The 14,732-nt window shown below is 73.8% G+C and carries 10 protein-coding genes and 1 pseudogene; 6 read left to right on the top strand and 5 right to left on the bottom strand.

Annotated elements, in window-relative coordinates:
• Positions 1–51: 51 nt before the first annotated feature.
• A complete protein-coding gene (locus tag ACFYXE_RS26160; RefSeq protein WP_389316149.1) occupies positions 52–1,206 on the bottom strand; it encodes an alpha/beta hydrolase-fold protein in 1,155 nt (384 codons plus the stop codon).
• A gap of 215 nt (positions 1,207–1,421) precedes the next feature.
• Between ACFYXE_RS26160 and ACFYXE_RS26155 the strand changes: the two genes are divergently transcribed.
• Together ACFYXE_RS26155 and ACFYXE_RS26150 are read left to right on the top strand one after the other, a co-directional pair.
• The gene (locus tag ACFYXE_RS26155) at positions 1,422–1,634 is read left to right on the top strand and encodes an MbtH family protein (protein ID WP_361164267.1); all 213 of its coding nucleotides are present in this window, start codon (positions 1,422–1,424) and stop codon (positions 1,632–1,634) included.
• Positions 1,635–1,752: 118 nt separating this feature from the next.
• Complete coding sequence (locus ACFYXE_RS26150) at positions 1,753–3,324, top strand: amidohydrolase (RefSeq protein WP_389316291.1); 1,572 nt, start codon at positions 1,753–1,755, stop codon at positions 3,322–3,324.
• 192 nt (positions 3,325–3,516) lie between these two features.
• Here the strand turns inward: ACFYXE_RS26150 and helR are convergent, their stop codons facing one another.
• Complete coding sequence (gene helR / locus ACFYXE_RS26145) at positions 3,517–5,766, bottom strand: RNA polymerase recycling motor ATPase HelR (RefSeq protein WP_389316289.1); 2,250 nt, start codon at positions 5,764–5,766, stop codon at positions 3,517–3,519.
• A 442-nt stretch (positions 5,767–6,208) separates the two neighbouring features.
• Here helR and ACFYXE_RS26140 point away from each other — a divergent pair, with 442 nt between their 5' ends.
• Complete coding sequence (locus ACFYXE_RS26140; RefSeq protein ID WP_389316147.1) at positions 6,209–6,832, top strand: GNAT family N-acetyltransferase; 624 nt, start codon at positions 6,209–6,211, stop codon at positions 6,830–6,832.
• A 336-nt stretch (positions 6,833–7,168) separates the two neighbouring features.
• Here ACFYXE_RS26140 and argB read toward each other — a convergent pair.
• The 3 genes and pseudogenes from argB to argC form a co-directional block, all read right to left on the bottom strand.
• Positions 7,169–8,056, bottom strand: a pseudogene (gene argB, locus ACFYXE_RS26135) (acetylglutamate kinase); the annotation flags it as partial.
• A gap of 65 nt (positions 8,057–8,121) precedes the next feature.
• A complete protein-coding gene (locus tag ACFYXE_RS26130; protein WP_389316145.1) occupies positions 8,122–8,310 on the bottom strand; it encodes a hypothetical protein in 189 nt (62 codons plus the stop codon).
• Entirely contained in the window at positions 8,307–9,347 is a 1,041-nt protein-coding gene (gene argC, locus ACFYXE_RS26125) for an N-acetyl-gamma-glutamyl-phosphate reductase (RefSeq protein WP_389316143.1), read from the bottom strand. The genes ACFYXE_RS26130 and argC overlap by 4 nt, the downstream gene beginning before the upstream one ends.
• 248 nt (positions 9,348–9,595) lie before the next feature.
• Between argC and ACFYXE_RS26120 the strand changes: the two genes are divergently transcribed.
• From ACFYXE_RS26120 to ACFYXE_RS26110, 3 genes are all read left to right on the top strand, one after another.
• Positions 9,596–11,263 carry a DUF4192 domain-containing protein gene (locus ACFYXE_RS26120; protein WP_389316141.1) on the top strand — a complete coding sequence of 556 codons (1,668 nt, stop codon included), beginning with the start codon at positions 9,596–9,598 and terminating at the stop codon, positions 11,261–11,263.
• Between the two features lie 455 nt (positions 11,264–11,718).
• Entirely contained in the window at positions 11,719–13,746 is a 2,028-nt protein-coding gene (locus ACFYXE_RS26115) for a glycogen debranching N-terminal domain-containing protein (protein WP_389316139.1), read from the top strand.
• A 117-nt stretch (positions 13,747–13,863) separates the two neighbouring features.
• Positions 13,864–14,625, top strand: coding sequence for an NUDIX hydrolase (locus ACFYXE_RS26110; protein ID WP_361164288.1), 762 nt, complete (start codon positions 13,864–13,866; stop codon positions 14,623–14,625).
• Positions 14,626–14,732: the final 107 nt, after the last annotated feature.

The following is a 14,732-nucleotide window of genomic DNA, read 5'->3' as shown; positions in this document are numbered from 1 at the left end:
CGCACGCGTGCGTGGATGAGGTGTGTTCGAGTGTTCCGGGGGGCGTTCGCGTCAGGCGAGCGCCCACGCGACGTCCCGGAGCAGCGCCCCGCGCCAGCCCGCACGGTCGTGGTCCGACGCCGAGCGCGCGACGCGTACCGTCGCCCCGGCCTCGCGCACCAGCGACTCCGCCGCCTCGCAGTGCGGCAGCATCCGCGTCTCGTGCTCCCCGGTGTCGAAGGCGATCCGCAGGCCGGACAGGTCGGGGCGGTCCCGCAGGCGCGCGCCGAGGGAGCCGCCGACCGGGCCGCCCAACGGGTCCGCCGAGCCCATGGCCTCGGGCGTCCACCAGAACGACGGGGACTGGCAGGCGACGCGGGAGACCAGGCCGGGGAACTCCAGTGCCGCGTACACCGCGCTGAGCCCGCCGAGGCTCTGTCCGGCCACCACCAGGCGGTCCGTGTCCGCGGGGACACCGCTCTCGGCGACCAGCGGCAGCAGTTCGTCGCGGACGGCCTCCCACAGCTCGGGGCGGCAGGCGAACTCGGCCTCCCGGTCCTTGGCGGGCAGGAACACCAGGGTGGCCGGGGGCATCTCGCCCGCGGCCGCAGCCGCGTCGAACGCGGTCGCCGCCGGGTGCAGGTACAGCCAGTCGTCGCCGTCGAGCAGCAGGACCACGGGCCCGCCGCCGGCCACCGGGTGCACGCGCACGGTGCGCCGTCCGCCGAGCCGCTCGCTCGCCCAGCGGATCCGGGTGCGCGGCAGGGGCAGCACGTCGTCGGCGCCGACGAGCGGCCAGTGCGGCTGGGCCGGGGCGTCGGGGGTCGCGGCGACGGAGCGGTCGCCGCCGGCGCCGGCCGGGTTGAGCGGGTCGGCGTACGCGTCCTCGCCCACCAGGATCTGGTAGGTCACCCGCAGCCGCTCGGGCATGGCCACCTCGGCGTACCAGCAGTCCGTGTCGCGCCAGCGGCGCAGCGGGACCTGCTCCGACCAGCTCTCGAAGCCGATCCGGGCCTCGGACCCGCGCCACAGGAACAGGGTCGTCCAGCCGCCGTCGTCGGCGGACACCGTGACAGGGGTGCGGGCCGTCGCCCAGAATGCGTCGGTACCCGGTTCGCAGGGCAGCCCGTAGGCGGCGAAGACGTTCTTCGGGTCGGCCGTGTGCTTCTCGGGGTGGGCCGTGCGGTTCTCCGGGTCGGCCGTGCGGTCGGAGGCGGGCTGCGTCATGACCGGCTGGTGAGGTCGCGGGGGTCGGTCACCGGGCGCATGAACGTCTCCTTGTGAGAGGGAAGGGGGAGAGGCTAAGCTCACGACTAATTAGGGGAGCCTAACCTAATCGTGTCCTTCCCTTCCATCCCGATCCGCCGTCCCGACCCGCTGGCCGAACGGACCCCGCACCGGCCCGTCTTCAGCGCCCGTCGCGCCCAAGGAGGCACCGACACATGAGCACCAACCCCTTCGACGACCCCGAAGGCCGCTTCCAGGTCCTGGTGAACGACGAGGGGCAGCACTCGCTCTGGCCGTCCTTCGCCGAGGTGCCCGGCGGCTGGACCGTCGCCTTCGAGGAGAACACCCGGGACGCGTGCCTGGAGTACATCGAGACCAACTGGACCGACCTGCGCCCCCGGTCCCTCGCGGCGTCCGTCGACGGCTGACCTGCCGCGGGACACGTACGGGACACGTAGGGACACGTAGGAGTACATCTGGCACCGCCGGTACGTGGACACCTGACACCGTCGGTTCGTGGACACCGTCGACGCGAGGACACCGCCGATGCTCTGCACCAGACTGACGAACGCGCGTTTCCTCACCATGGATCCGGACCACCCCGTCGCCCATGACCTGGGCATCTGGCGGGGCCGGATCGTGGGGCTCGACGAGGCGGTGACCTCGCTGCCCGCGCGCGAGGTGATCGACCTCCAGGGCGCCACCGTGCTGCCCGGCTTCATCGACGCCCATGTGCACCTGGCCTGGACGGGGTTGCAGGAGAACACCCCGAGCATCGCGGGCCGCACCCGGATCGACGACGTGCTCGCCGTCGTGGCCGAAGCCGTCGCCGCGAGCCCGCCCGGCGCCTGGGTGAGCCTCGCGGGCTACGACCAGCGCGCACTCGGCCGCCATCTGACCGCCGCCGAGCTGGACCGGGTCGCCCGGGGACGCAAGATCTACCTGCTGCACGACTCGGGGCACGGCTGCGTCGTCAACTCCGCCGTCCTGGACCGGCTTCCCGCCCACGTCCCGCACGAGAACGGCTTCCTGGCCGAGGGTGCCATGGGCGCCGCCCGCGCGCTGCGCCTGCCCTACTCCCAGCAGGAGCTGGCCGAGGCGATCGGACGCGCCGCCCGCACCTGCCTGTCGGAGGGCGTCACCGCCTGCGCCGAGGCGGGCATCGGCGGCACGCTCTTCGGCCACAGCCCGGTCGAACTGGGCGCCTACCAACGCGCCCGCGAGGAAGGCCTGCTGCCGCTGCGCGTGCAGCTCATGGTCTCCGCCGACCGGCTGAACCCGGTCGCCGCGCACGCGAGCGACGACATTCCGCGCGCCCTCGACCTCGGCCTGCGCACCGGGTTCGGCGATGACCGGCTCTCCGTGGGCGCGCTGAAGATCTACACCGACGGCGGCATGATGGCCCGCACCGCGGCCCTCGGCGAACCGTACGAAGGCCTCGACCACGCGGGCCAGTTGCAGGACGACCCCGACGCCCTCGCGGACACCATCGTGGCCGGTCACCTCGCCGGATGGCAGCTCGCCGTGCACGCGATCGGCGACCGCGCCGCCGATCTCGCCCTGGACGCCCTGGAACGCGCCCAGCGCCTGCGGCCGCGCCCCGCCGCCCGGCACCGCATCGAGCACGCGGGCCTGATCCGCCCCGACCAGCTCCCGCGCTTCGCCCGCCTCGGCGTCACCGCGGTCGTCCAGCCCACCTTCCTGCACTCCTTCGGCGACGACTACGCCACGATCATGGGCGAGAAGCGTGCCCCCTGGCTCTACCGCGGCCGCGGCTTCCTCGACCACGGCATCCCCCTGGTCGGCAGCTCCGACCGGCCCGTCACCGACGGATCCCCGCTGCGCGCCGTCCAGTTCATGGTCGAGCGCGCCTCCCGCTCCGGCCGGCCGATCGGACCGGACGAGGCCGTCACCGTCGCCGAGGCGCTGCACGCCTACACGGTCGCCGGCGCCCGCGCCTGCCACTGGGAGGACACGGTGGGCAGCCTCACCCCGGGCAAGCGCGCCGACCTCGTCGTGCTCGGCGATGACCCCCACCGCGTCGACCCCGCGCGCATCGCGGAGATCGAGGTGGTGACGACGTACGTGGACGGCCTGGAGACGGGGAGGGCCGCGTGAGCCGGTACGGGCTTGCGCGAGCGGGTGGGGGATTTTGCGTGAGCGGGTGAGGGATTGCGTGAGCCGGGCAGGGGCGCATAGGCGGAGGCGGTGCGGGTCGCGTGAGGCGGTGTGGGTCGCGTGAGGCGGCGCAGGCCACGTGAGCCGGTGTGGGTCGCGTGAGCCGGTCAAAACCGTGCGCGGCCGACCGCTCTAGTCGGCCAGGACCACCAGCCGCTGGGTCGCGCGGGTCATCGCGACGTAGCGGTCCACCGCGCCTTCGACACCCGCCCCGAACGTCCCGGGTTCGATGAGGACGACCAGGTCGAACTCCAGCCCCTTCGACAGCTCCGGCGTCAGGACCCGTACGCGGGCCGAGTCCGTCGGCCGCTCCCCGCGCCGCGTGCCGGGCTCCGCACGCACCCCCTCGGCCGCGGCCAGGAACGCGGCGTTCCCGATGACGCAGGCGACCCCTTCGTCGTGCGCGGCGAGCCAGTCGGCGAGGACCCGGTCCAGGTCCGCGACCGGCCCGTGGGCGACGGGGATGCCGCTGCTCCGGATGGACGTCGGCACGTTCGCGTCGGGGATCGCGGCGCGGATGACCGGCTCGGCCTCGGCCATGACCTCCTGCGGCGTGCGGTAGTTGATGCTCAGCGAGGCCGGCGTGATCCGGTCGATCCCGGCCCGCGCCAGCCGCTCCTCCCACGATTCGGTGAACCCGTGCCGCGCCTGCGCCCGGTCGCCGACGATGGTGAAGCTCCGCGACGGACAGCGCAGCAGCAGCATCTGCCACTCCGCGTCGGTCAGCTCCTGGGCCTCGTCCACGACGACGTGCACGAACGGTCCCGCGAGCCGGTCCGGGTCGGCGGTCGGCAGCGCGCTCTCGTCGACCAGGCTGTCCTGCAGGTCCTTGCCGCGCAGCATCCGCACCGCGCCCTCGCTGTCGTCACCGGCCGAGGAGAAATCGGCGGCCGCGAGGATGTCTTCGATGACGTGGGACATCCGCTCGCGCTCCGCCGCGACGGCGGCGGCCTGGCGACGCTTCAGCCGCGCCGTCTCCGGATCGCCGAGCCGCTGCCGGGCCGCGTCCAGGAGCGGCAGGTCGGACACCGTCCAGGCCTGCGGGGCGTCCTTGCGCTGCAGCTTCGCCACGTCGTCGCGGTCCAGCCAGGGCGCGCACATCCGCAGGTACGCGGGGACCGTCCACAGGTCGGAGACGAGGTCGGCGGCCTCGATCAGCGGCCAGGCGCGGTGCAGGGCGGCGGTGAGCTCCCGGTCCTGGCGCAGCGACCGCAGGAACAGCTGCGGGGATATGCCGTCCTCCTCCTCGTTCATGTCGTTCATGCCCTGCTTGTCCATGAGGATCGCGGCGAGCTCCGCCCAGATCTGCTCGCGCGCCTCGTTGTGCGGGGTGCCCGGTTCCGGTGCGCGGAAGGCCTCGGCCCAGTCGTCGGCGCCGACCCACACGTCGGACCAGGCCGTGGAGGCCGACAGGCCCTCGGTGGGCGGCTCCTCGTAGAACCGGACGGCCTTCTCGATCGCCCGCACCATGTCGGCCGACGCCTTCAGCCCTGCCACGTCGGCGTCGGCCTCGGGCAGCGCCGTGGCGCCCTCGGCGACGAGATCGCGCAGGGTGCACGTCTGCACGCCGTCCTCGCCCAGGCTGGGCAGGACGTCCGCGACGTAGCCGAGGTACGGCTCGTGCGGGCCGACGAAGAGGACGCCGCCGCGCCGGTGCCGGCTCAGCCGCGGGTCGGAGTAGAGGAGGTAGGCGGAACGGTGCAGGGCGACGACGGTCTTGCCCGTGCCCGGGCCGCCGTCGACGACGAGCGCGCCGCGGGAGCCCGCCCGGATGATGGCGTCCTGGTCGGTCTGGATGGTGCCGAGGACGTCCCGCATCCGGGCCGACCGATTGGTGCCGAGGCTGGCGATGAAGGCGGACTGGTCGTCGAGCGCGGCGTGGTGCTCCAGGCCGTCGGCGGTGAACACCTCGTCCCAGTAGTCGCTGATCCGGCCGCTGGCCCAGCGGTACCTGCGCCGGCTCGCCAGGCCCATCGGGTTGGCGTGGGTGGCCGCGAAGAACGGCTCGGCCGCGGGGGAGCGCCAGTCGACGAGCAGCCGGCGGCCCTCGCTGTCGGTGAGGCCGAGCCGCCCGATGTACAGGGTCTCGCCGCCGTCCGCACCGTCCTGGGTGACGACGCGGCCGAGGCACAGGTCGAGGCCGAAGCGGCGCAGCGCCCGCAGCCGGCCGCTGAGGCGGTGGATCTCCGCGTCCCGGTCCATCGCCTCACGGCCGATGCCGCCGGGTGCCCTGCGCAGCGTGTCGAGGCGGCCCGAGAGGTCGGCGACCGTCTCGTCGAGGCACTGCGCGACGGCCGCGAAGTGCCGCTCGTCGCGGCCGATCAGCGCGGGTTCGGCCTTGTGCGAGAGGTTGTCGGGAAGGGCGAACGCGCTGACGGACAGTGAGTCCTGGGAGTCCTGGGAGTCCTGGGAGTCCTGGGAGTCCTGGGAGTCCTGGGAGTCCTGGGAGTCCTGGGAGTCTCGGGAATCCTGGGACTCCTGGAACTGCTGGGAGTTCTGAGAGTCCTGGTGAACCGACAAAAGCTCATGCACTTCGTGAATCTCCGATTTCCGCCGGTACTGGCTCAGGCCAGTGATTGTGCGGTACGACCGGGGCCTTGCCGCAAGCCCCCCGGTGCGCTATAAGTTGAGAGTGGCAAGAGGAGTGCATTCCCTCTTGCCTTTTTGTTTGCCGCTTCGCCTGCCCATCCGGTCACGTTGGTCACGGCGGGGCGTGATCGCCTCAACTGGACTCGCCACTTAGGTAAGGCTAGCCTTACCTTGCTCGTCGGCGTGTGACGGCGGCGAGCCGTTCTTCCATCGTGGAACCGAGGAAGGTCCAGCCTTGATCACGGCTACGCCGCGCCCTGCCCCGCTGCCGCACGTGCCCTCCGTACGGACGCCCGCCGCACACCTGCCGGCCGTGCGACCCCCCGCTGTTCGACCCCCCGCCGTACGGCCACCGTCCGTCCGGCTGCCGTCCGTGCGCGCCGCCCGCGAGGAGGACGCGCCCGCGCTGGTCTGCCTGTCCGAGCCCTTCGTGCGCTCGGGCGCCCTGCGGGAACGGCCCGCCGCGCTGTACGCGGCGCAGGCCAGCGACTTCCTCGTGGCGGACGTCCCCGGCGGCCCCCTGGAGGGCTGTGTCGGCCTGCGCGTGCACCCGGCCGACCCCGAGGACCCCGCGGACCCCGCGGACCCCGAACAGGGTCGTGCGGCCACGGGCGTGCTCTACAACTTCTGCGTGGCCGGGCACCAACAGGGCCGGGGCGTGGGCGGCGGTCTGATGCGCGCCGTCCTGGTCGCGGCGCGCGCACGGTCGCTCGGCGCGCTGTTCACCGCGACGACCGGCGGCGGGGACCTCTTCCTGCGGTACGGGTTCGTCCCCGCGAGCGCGCGTCAGGCGCCGCCCGCCTGGGCGGACTCCCTGGACCCCCGACGCAACGCGCGGATCCTGTCGCTGAGCCTCTGAGCGGGCCCCGTCCTCCTGTCGTCGGCTGCTCCCGTCCCGGACCTTGATCCGGGACGGGAGCAGCCGTGTGTGGCGTGGCGGTGGGGCCGACGGGACGGGCGCTTCGGGGAGGTCGGGCGCCCGCGCGTGGAGGCGGCTGTGGGCCGTGCGGCCCTTGAGCAGTCAGGCCGCGTACTCGCCCTGGCCGTCGTTCTGGCCAGTGTTCTGGACGGTGGGGGTGGTGGCAGCGGCAGTGGCGGTGCTGTTGGTTGCGGCGACGGTGGCAGTGCTGGTGCTGGTGCCGGTGCTGATGGCGGTGGCGGTGGAGGCGGGCACGGCCACGGCTATGGGCTCGGGTTCGGGTTCGTTGTCGGGGACCACCGTCGTACCGGGACTCGTCTCGCCGAGCACGCCGTTCAGCACCGCGTGCGGCACCCGCCCGTCGAGCACGTGCGCCCTGCGTACGCCGCCCCGGACGGCCCGCAGGCAGCCCTCCATCTTCGGCAGCATCCCGCTCGCCAGCCCCGGGAGGAGTTCGTCCAGCGCGTCGGCCGTCAGACGCTCGATCACCTCGGTGCTGTGCGGCCAGTTCGCGTACAGCCCCTCCACGTCGGTCAGCACCACCAGGCGCCGGGCGTCGAGCGCCACGGCGAGGGCAGACGCCGCGAGGTCGGCGTTGACGTTGTAGACCTCGCCGTTCGCACCGCGCGCCACGGGCGAGACCACCGGGATGTGGCCCTGCTCCAGAAGCGTGCGCACCATGTCCGGGTTCACGTCCACGACATCGCCGACGAGGCCGATGTCCACCGGCTTCCCGTCCACCCAGGCGGGCCGCCGCACCGCCGTCATCGTGTGCGCGTCCTCGCCCGTCATCCCCACGGCGAAGGGGCCGTGGGTGTTGATGTGGCCGACCAACTCCCGCTGGACACGGCCGGTCAGGACCATGCGGACGACCTCCATGGTCTCCGGCGTGGTCACCCGCAGGCCCGCCTCGAAGCGGGTCTCCAGGGCCAGCCGGTCGAGCATCGCGCTGATCTGCGGTCCGCCCCCGTGCACGACGACCGGGCGCAGCCCCGCACGCCAGAGCTCGACGACGTCCCGGGCGAAGGTCCGTTGCAGGCTGTCGTCCACCATGGCGTTGCCGCCGAACTTGACGACGACCACGCTGCCCGGCGGATCCTGTGCCCTCAGGCGCTGCCCGGCGGACGGGTCCGCCTCCGTGCGCTCGTCGACGACCCTGTCCATGTCCGCCCCGGCTCCATTCGGTCGTTCGTCCACGAGTTGGTCGTTGCATTGGTCCATGACTCCGCTCACGAGCTGTACGCGCTGTTCTCGTGGACGGACGCGGCGGTGAGGTCGTCGGTCCAGGTCGTCGCCGAGGCTTGGCCGGAAAGCAGGTCCACGCCGACCGACACTTGACGTACCGACAGGTCCACCGCATCCCTGATCCCGACGGACACCCCGCTCGCGAGGAATTTGCGGGCAGCGGTCACGCTCACGGAGCCACTCCGTTCGTGGGCAGGCCCGCCCCTTCGGGCAGCCCGAGGGCGATGTTCATGCTCTGCACGGCCCCGCCCGCGGTGCCCTTGGTCAGGTTGTCGATCGCGGCGACACTGACGACCCGGCGGGCGTCGGGGTCCACCGCCACCTGCACCTGCGCGGTGTTGGAACCGAGCACCGCGGCCGTGGACGGCCAGGTCCCCGGCGGCAGCAGGCGTACGAACGGCTCGTCGTTGTAGGCCCTCTCGTACGCGGCTCGGACGTCCTCCTCGGCGGCGCGGGGCGTCAGGCCGGGGCGCAGGCGGGCCGAACACGTGGCGAGGATGCCGCGGGGCATGGGGGCCAGGGTCGGCGTGAACGAGACGCTCACGCGCTCGCCGGCGACCTGGGACAGGTTCTGCGTCAGCTCCGGCGTGTGCCGGTGGCCGCCGCCGACTCCGTACGGCGTCATCGACCCCATCACTTCGGCGCCGACCAAGTGCGGCTTGGCCACCCGGCCCGCCCCCGAGGTGCCGCTCGCGGCGACGACGACGGCCTCCGGCTCCACGAGCCGGGCCAGGAAGGCGGGGTAGAGCGCCAGCGTCACGGCGGTCGGATAGCAGCCGGGGACGGCGATGCGGTCGGTGCCCTTCAACACCTCCCGCGCGCCCGGAAGTTCGGGCAGGCCGTACGGCCAGGTCCCGGCGTGCGGGGAGCCGTAGAAGCGTTCCCAGGCCTGCGGGTCGCGCAGCCGGAAGTCGGCACCGCAGTCCACGACCAGGGTGCCGGGCTCCAACTGCCGTGCGAGCGCGGCGGACTGGCCGTGCGGCAGCGCGAGGAACACCACGTCGTGTCCGGCCAGCCGCTCCGGAGTCGTCTCCGTCAGGACCCGGTCGGCGACGGCCGCCAGATGCGGCTGCACCTCGCCGAGCCTGCACCCCGCGCTGCTGTGCGCGGTCACCGCGCCGATCTCGATCTCCGGATGTGCCGCCAGCAGGCGGAGGATCTCCCCACCCGCATAGCCACTGGCTCCGGCCACCGCGGCCCGTACTCTCATGGTCCCCGTCTCTCGGCTGCCAAGTTGACCTTAGCTTAGCCTAACCTAATTAACGCTGAGTCTTGGTGTGAGTCTCGGTGTGGGCGTGGGCGTGGGTGGCGCGGGGTGTGCCGCGCCGAGGTCGTCGTGTCGATTCTGCGGGCTGAAGGGCTCGGCCCGCTGGGGCTGTGGATAAGTCTTGGCGTGGCCCTGACCGGGGTTATCCACAGGCTCAACCGGACTCCCGTGATCCGCGGGAGAGTCGGCGCATGACGAACTACAGCGAAGCAGCCGGAGCGATCGGCGAGCCGATGGTCACCCTGCGCACTCCGGCCGAACTGGCGGATGCCTTGCCGTACTTGCTCGGGTTCAAGCCCGAGGAGAGCATCGTGCTCGTCGCCCTGCACGGCGATCGAGGGAGGTTCGGCGGCCGGGTGCGCCTGGGCGTCCCCGAGCGCGCGGAGGACTGGCCGTGCATCGCGGACCAGTTGGCCCAGTGCCTGGTCGGCGGGTGCGAGAGGAGGGGAGCGCGCCCGGAGGGCGTCATCGCCTTCCTCTGCCAGGAGCCCGCCGATGGGGAGTCGGGTCGACAGGTCATGGAGCGGCTGCGTCCCCTGGCCCAAGTGCTGCGCACGGCATGCGGCCGCCTCGACGTCCCGGTGCTGGAGGCCGTATGCATCTCCGACGGCCGCTTCTGGACCTACTGCTGCCCGGATGACCGGTGCTGCCCGCCCGAGGGCAGCCCCCTGCTCAGGCCGGGCACTTCGGTCCTGGCGGCCGCGGCGACGTACATGGGCGTCCGGGCGACGGCCACCCAGAGCGAGATCAGGGGACGGCTCACGCCGTGGGCGACCGCGGCGGCGACGGATCAGGAGCGGGCGCTCGACGCGGCGGCCCTCGCCCTCATCCCCAGGATGCTGAGCGAAAGTCAGGAATACGAGGAGGCGTCCGCGCGCGAGGCTGCGGACGGGTGTGGGGGCAGCGGGAAGGAGGACGAAAGGCAGTTCCCGCCAGAAGGGAGCGTCGCCGCCGAGACGATCGACCTCGCCCGCAGGGTCATGGCGCGGCTGGCTGCCGCACCCCTGATCTCCGACCCGCTCGACGCGGACATCCAGGACGACGAACTGCTCGCGCACGACGAGGCGGCCGCTCTGATCCTGGGCCTCCAGGTCCGCATCACCCGTGACCATGCGGCGGAGTGGATGGAGGGCGAAGCGGCACTGCCCGCGCTGCGCCTGTGGCGAGCCCTGTGCCGCCGCTGCGTCGGCGCGTACGCGGAACACGCGGCGGCGACGCTGTCCTTGGCGGGCTGGGTCGCCTGGTCGCTCGGCGCCGTCGCGGAAGGCCAAGAGGCCCTGGACATGGCCCTGTCGGTCGACCCCCGCTACGCCTTCGCCCGTCTCCTCCACCAGGCCTGCAATGAGGGCATGGACCCCGAGGCGATCCGCCGCTGCCTCCGGCGCGCACGCGACGAGCGCGAGCAGGGAGGGGAACGCGAGCGGGGAGGGGAAGCGGAAGAGCCGGGGACGCCAGGACTGCCGGGGTCGCCTGAACTGCCGGTGTCGTCAGGAGAGCAGTCGCTAGGAGAGAAGCCCTCAGGAGAGAAGGAAAAGCGGCGGGCGCCGCACGACACCGACCCCAGGGAAGAAGGGACGAGTGAGGGACCGAAGCCCCTCCCGCGCCTTCCCCTCCCGCGCCGCCGTCCCCCGCACCGGTCGACGGCAGCCGGTACACCCCGGGCATCCGCCGACGGCCCCCGTCCCTTCGGAGTCACGAAGGCGTCCGGCGGCGGCCCACGCTCGTCGGGCGCCCCGCGTCCCGCAGGCGGTCCGCGCGTCCCGGGCGGGCGGAGCGGCCGGGGCGGTCGGGCAGGCCAAGGCGGGGGCCCGGCGAACCGCCGCCGCACCCTGCGTCGCGGCACCCGAGGCGACCGTTGAGCACACGGTTCCCGGGAGGGGCCGACTGGTGGGCCGGGGACGCGGCAGGCCTAAGGCCCAGTCGTCGGCCACCCGGCGCCTGAGGGCCGGACGGCTGTCTTCCGGCCCCCGGGGCGTGACTTGGAGCGGGGCCGACCCGTTCACCTGAGTGGCGGTACCCGCGGCAGGGTCGCGCCACCGCACCCAGCCAGCCCCCCTCGTCACCCAGACCGCGCATACCTCGCAGACCTCCCTGACCCCCCAGAACATTCAGGTCACCCCCACCGCCCAGTCCCCGCAGACCGCGGGGACTGCCCAGGTCCCGCAGCCCGCCCAGCCCGCCCAGCCCGCCCAGCCCGCTCAGACCGCCCAGGCCACGCAGACCGCCCAGGCCACGCAGACCACGCCGAAGAAGCTGCCCCATGTCTCTTCCCGCCCCGTTGTCCGTCTCCGGCAAAGAGGGACCCCGGCGAGCCGTGCCGGCCCCCACGCCCTTGCCCGGCCTGTCGGGTCGCCCGGCCCCGGTTCCGACGCCGGGCCCGGCGCCCCGCCGCCCCGCGGAGCTTCCGCCCGCACACGCCCTGCTGATCTGCGTCGCCCTGCCCGCCCTCGCGATCTCCACGGACCAGGGGCAGTTGACCGGCGAGGGCCTGGAGGGCTTCTACCGCGCGGGCCGCAGGACCCTGTCCCGCTGTCAGGTGCGTGTCGCGGGCCGCGAACCGGTCGCGGTGCAGGCCCGCATGCTCTCGGCGGACAGCGCACGCTTCGTCGGGACGCTCCGCCTGCCGACGGACGCCGGCCCCGACCCGGAGGTCGTCGTCGAGCGGATCCGCTACGCGGACGGCACGGAGCGGATCACCCTGCACAGCGCCTCCGGGCGCACCCTTCGGCTGCCCGTAGAGGTCTCCCTCGGCACGGACCTCGCCGAGGTCGGCCTGGTCGCTTCGGGCCGCCCCGGGCCCGAACTGCCCGCCAGCGTGTACGGCTCCGGCATGCGCTGGTCGTCCGGCACGGCCAACTGCCTGGTCACCGCGGACCCCGCGCCCGCGGACGCCCTGGCATCCGCGGGGCTGCTGCGCTGGGAGGTCGACCTGCCGCCCGGTGCCTCCCGGAGCGTGGAGCTGCGGGTCCGGCCGGACGGCACGGGGCCGATCCGCGCGGCGGGACACGGCCTGCTGCGCGCGGTCGCCGGGGCGCGCGCCGTCGGCGACGACCCGCGGGTCGAGCCGCTCCTCGCCCGGTCCGTCGAGGACCTGCAAGCGCTGCTGCTGCGCGACCCCGAACACCCCACCGACATGTTCCCGGCGGCGGGGGCGCCGTGGCGCTGCGGACTCGCCCCGGCCGAGGCGCTGGCCGCCGCCCGCATGGCGCTGCCGCTCGGCACGCGCATCGCGGCCGGCACCCTGCGCACCCTCGCCCGCGGTCAACTCACCGGACCGGGGCCACGGTCGGGCCTGATCCCGGGCCCCCTCCGGGACGCGGGACCACACCTGCCGCCCGGCTGCACGGGCGCGGAGGCGACCCTGCTGTTCCCGGTGCTCCTCGCGGAGGCGTGGCGTTGGGGGATGCCCGGACAGGAAGTGGAGGATCTGCTACCCGCGGCGGAAGGATGCCTGCGCTGGCTGCGCACCACGGTGGGCGACGGCGTGTTCCTCTCCGATGCCGTCCCCGGCGGACTCGCACGCGGCGAGATCCAGGCCCATGCGCACCGGGCCGCGCTGCTCGGCGCCGACCTGCTCGAAGCGCACGGTCGCGCGGACGGCGCGGGACTGCGGCAGTGGGCCGGCCGCCTGCGGTCCGCGTTCCGGGAGGAGTTCTGGGTGGAGGACCGGGCGGGCGGCCGACCGGCGGCCGCCCGGCTGGCCGACGGACGGCCCGTGCCCCACCTCACCGCGGGCGCGGCCCACCTCCTGGACACCGGCCTGCTCGGTGCGGGCGGACTCGCCCCCGGACTCCTCGACAAGGTCAGGACCGAGCAGCTCGCCCGGCTGCTCGGCGGACCCGCCATGGACTCCGGCTGGGGTCTGCGCAGCCTGGGCGCCAAGGAAGCCGCGTACAACCCGTTCGGGCACCGGGGTGGGTCGGTCCGCGTGCAGGAGACGGCCGTCGCCGTCACCGGCCTGGCGGCGGCGGGGTACGAGAAGGAGGCCGCCTCGCTGCTGCGCGGCCTGCTGTCCGCCGCCGAGACGTTCGGCCACCGCCTGCCCGAGATGTACGCGGGGGAGCAGCGCACCGAGGGCGGCGCTCCGCTGCCCCACCCGGCCGCCTGCCGCCCCGCGGCCACTGCCGCGGCCGCCGGAGTGCACGTCCTGGTGGCGCTCGCCGGAATCCGGCCCGATGCGCCCGCGGGCACGGTGACGCTGCGCCCGGTCCGCGGCACCCCATTGGGCGAGCTGGGGCTGAGCGGGCTGAGCGTCGCCGGAGCCCCGTTCTCGGTGCGGGTGAGCCGACTGGGCATGACCATGGTCGAGGAGGCGGCCGAGAGGCTGCAGTTGGGGGTGTGAACCCGCCGGCCGGGCAGGGGCGGGACGGCGAAGCACGGACGGGGGCCGGGCGAATCGGACAGGGAAGCGATCCGCGAAGGAGGTGTTTATCGTCAGGAAGACGACTATGATCGCGGCATGTCGCCCTACGACCCGTCGGCCTTCCCGCCCTTTGCAGTCACCGTCGATCTGGTCGTGCTGACCGTGCGTCGTCACGCGCTCTGCGCGCTGGCCGTGCGCCGCGGCGAGCAGCCGTTCCAGGGGCGTTGGGCGCTGCCCGGAGGATTCGTACGCCAGGACGAGGACCTGTCGGCCGCGGCGGCGCGCGAGCTGATCGAGGAGACGGGCCTGTGCGCCCACGACCCCGACGCCCCGGCCCAGGCCAACGGCGCGCATCTCGAACAGCTCGCCACATACGGCGACCCCAAGAGGGACCCGCGGATGCGCGTGGTCAGCGTCGCCCACCTCGCCCTCGCTCCCGACCTGCCCGCGCCCCGGGCGGGCGGCGACGCGCACAGCGCGCGCTGGGCCCCGGTCGAGGCCCTGCTCAAGCAGGGCGGCTACGGCCGCGAGGGCGAGCAGGCGGCACCGCTCGCCTTCGACCACGCCCAGATCCTCGCGGACGGCGTGGAGCGCGCCCGCTCCAAGATCGAGTACTCCTCGCTGGCCACCGCCTTCTGCCCGCCGGAGTTCACCGTCGGTGAGCTGCGCCGCGTGTACGAGGCGGTCTGGGGCGTCGTCCTCGATCCGCGCAACTTCCACCGCAAGGTCACCGGCACGCCCGGCTTCCTCGTCCCCACGGGCGGGACGACCACACGGCAGGGCGGCCGTCCCGCCCAGCTCTTCCGCGCGGGCGGCGCCACGCTCCTCAACCCGCCGATGCTGCGCCCCGAAGTCTGAGGACCGCGCTCGCCGTCACCTGCTGGTCCTGCCGGGGCCGGGCCGTTCGCTGGACACCAGTGGCCCACACCCTGACCGAAAAGCCGCAAATGTCGCGTTATCTTGCT

Source organism: Streptomyces sp. NPDC002564, assembly GCF_042889645.1.
GTDB lineage: Bacteria > Actinomycetota > Actinomycetes > Streptomycetales > Streptomycetaceae > Streptomyces.
Note: the sequence above shows the minus strand (reverse complement) of the source record. Positions and strands in the feature narration are given on the sequence as shown.

What these genes read in the sequence shown, in the direction of transcription:
- ACFYXE_RS26160 (WP_389316149.1), bottom strand. Translation starts at nt 1,206, where the DNA reads ATGACGCAGCCCGCCTCCGACCGCACGGCCGACCCGGAGAACCGCACG.
- argC (WP_389316143.1), bottom strand. Translation starts at nt 9,347, where the DNA reads ATGAGAGTACGGGCCGCGGTGGCCGGAGCCAGTGGCTATGCGGGTGGG.
- ACFYXE_RS26150 (WP_389316291.1), top strand. Translation starts at nt 1,753, where the DNA reads ATGCTCTGCACCAGACTGACGAACGCGCGTTTCCTCACCATGGATCCG.
- ACFYXE_RS26120 (WP_389316141.1), top strand. Translation starts at nt 9,596, where the DNA reads ATGACGAACTACAGCGAAGCAGCCGGAGCGATCGGCGAGCCGATGGTC.
- ACFYXE_RS26110 (WP_361164288.1), top strand. Translation starts at nt 13,864, where the DNA reads ATGTCGCCCTACGACCCGTCGGCCTTCCCGCCCTTTGCAGTCACCGTC.
- ACFYXE_RS26155 (WP_361164267.1), top strand. Translation starts at nt 1,422, where the DNA reads ATGAGCACCAACCCCTTCGACGACCCCGAAGGCCGCTTCCAGGTCCTG.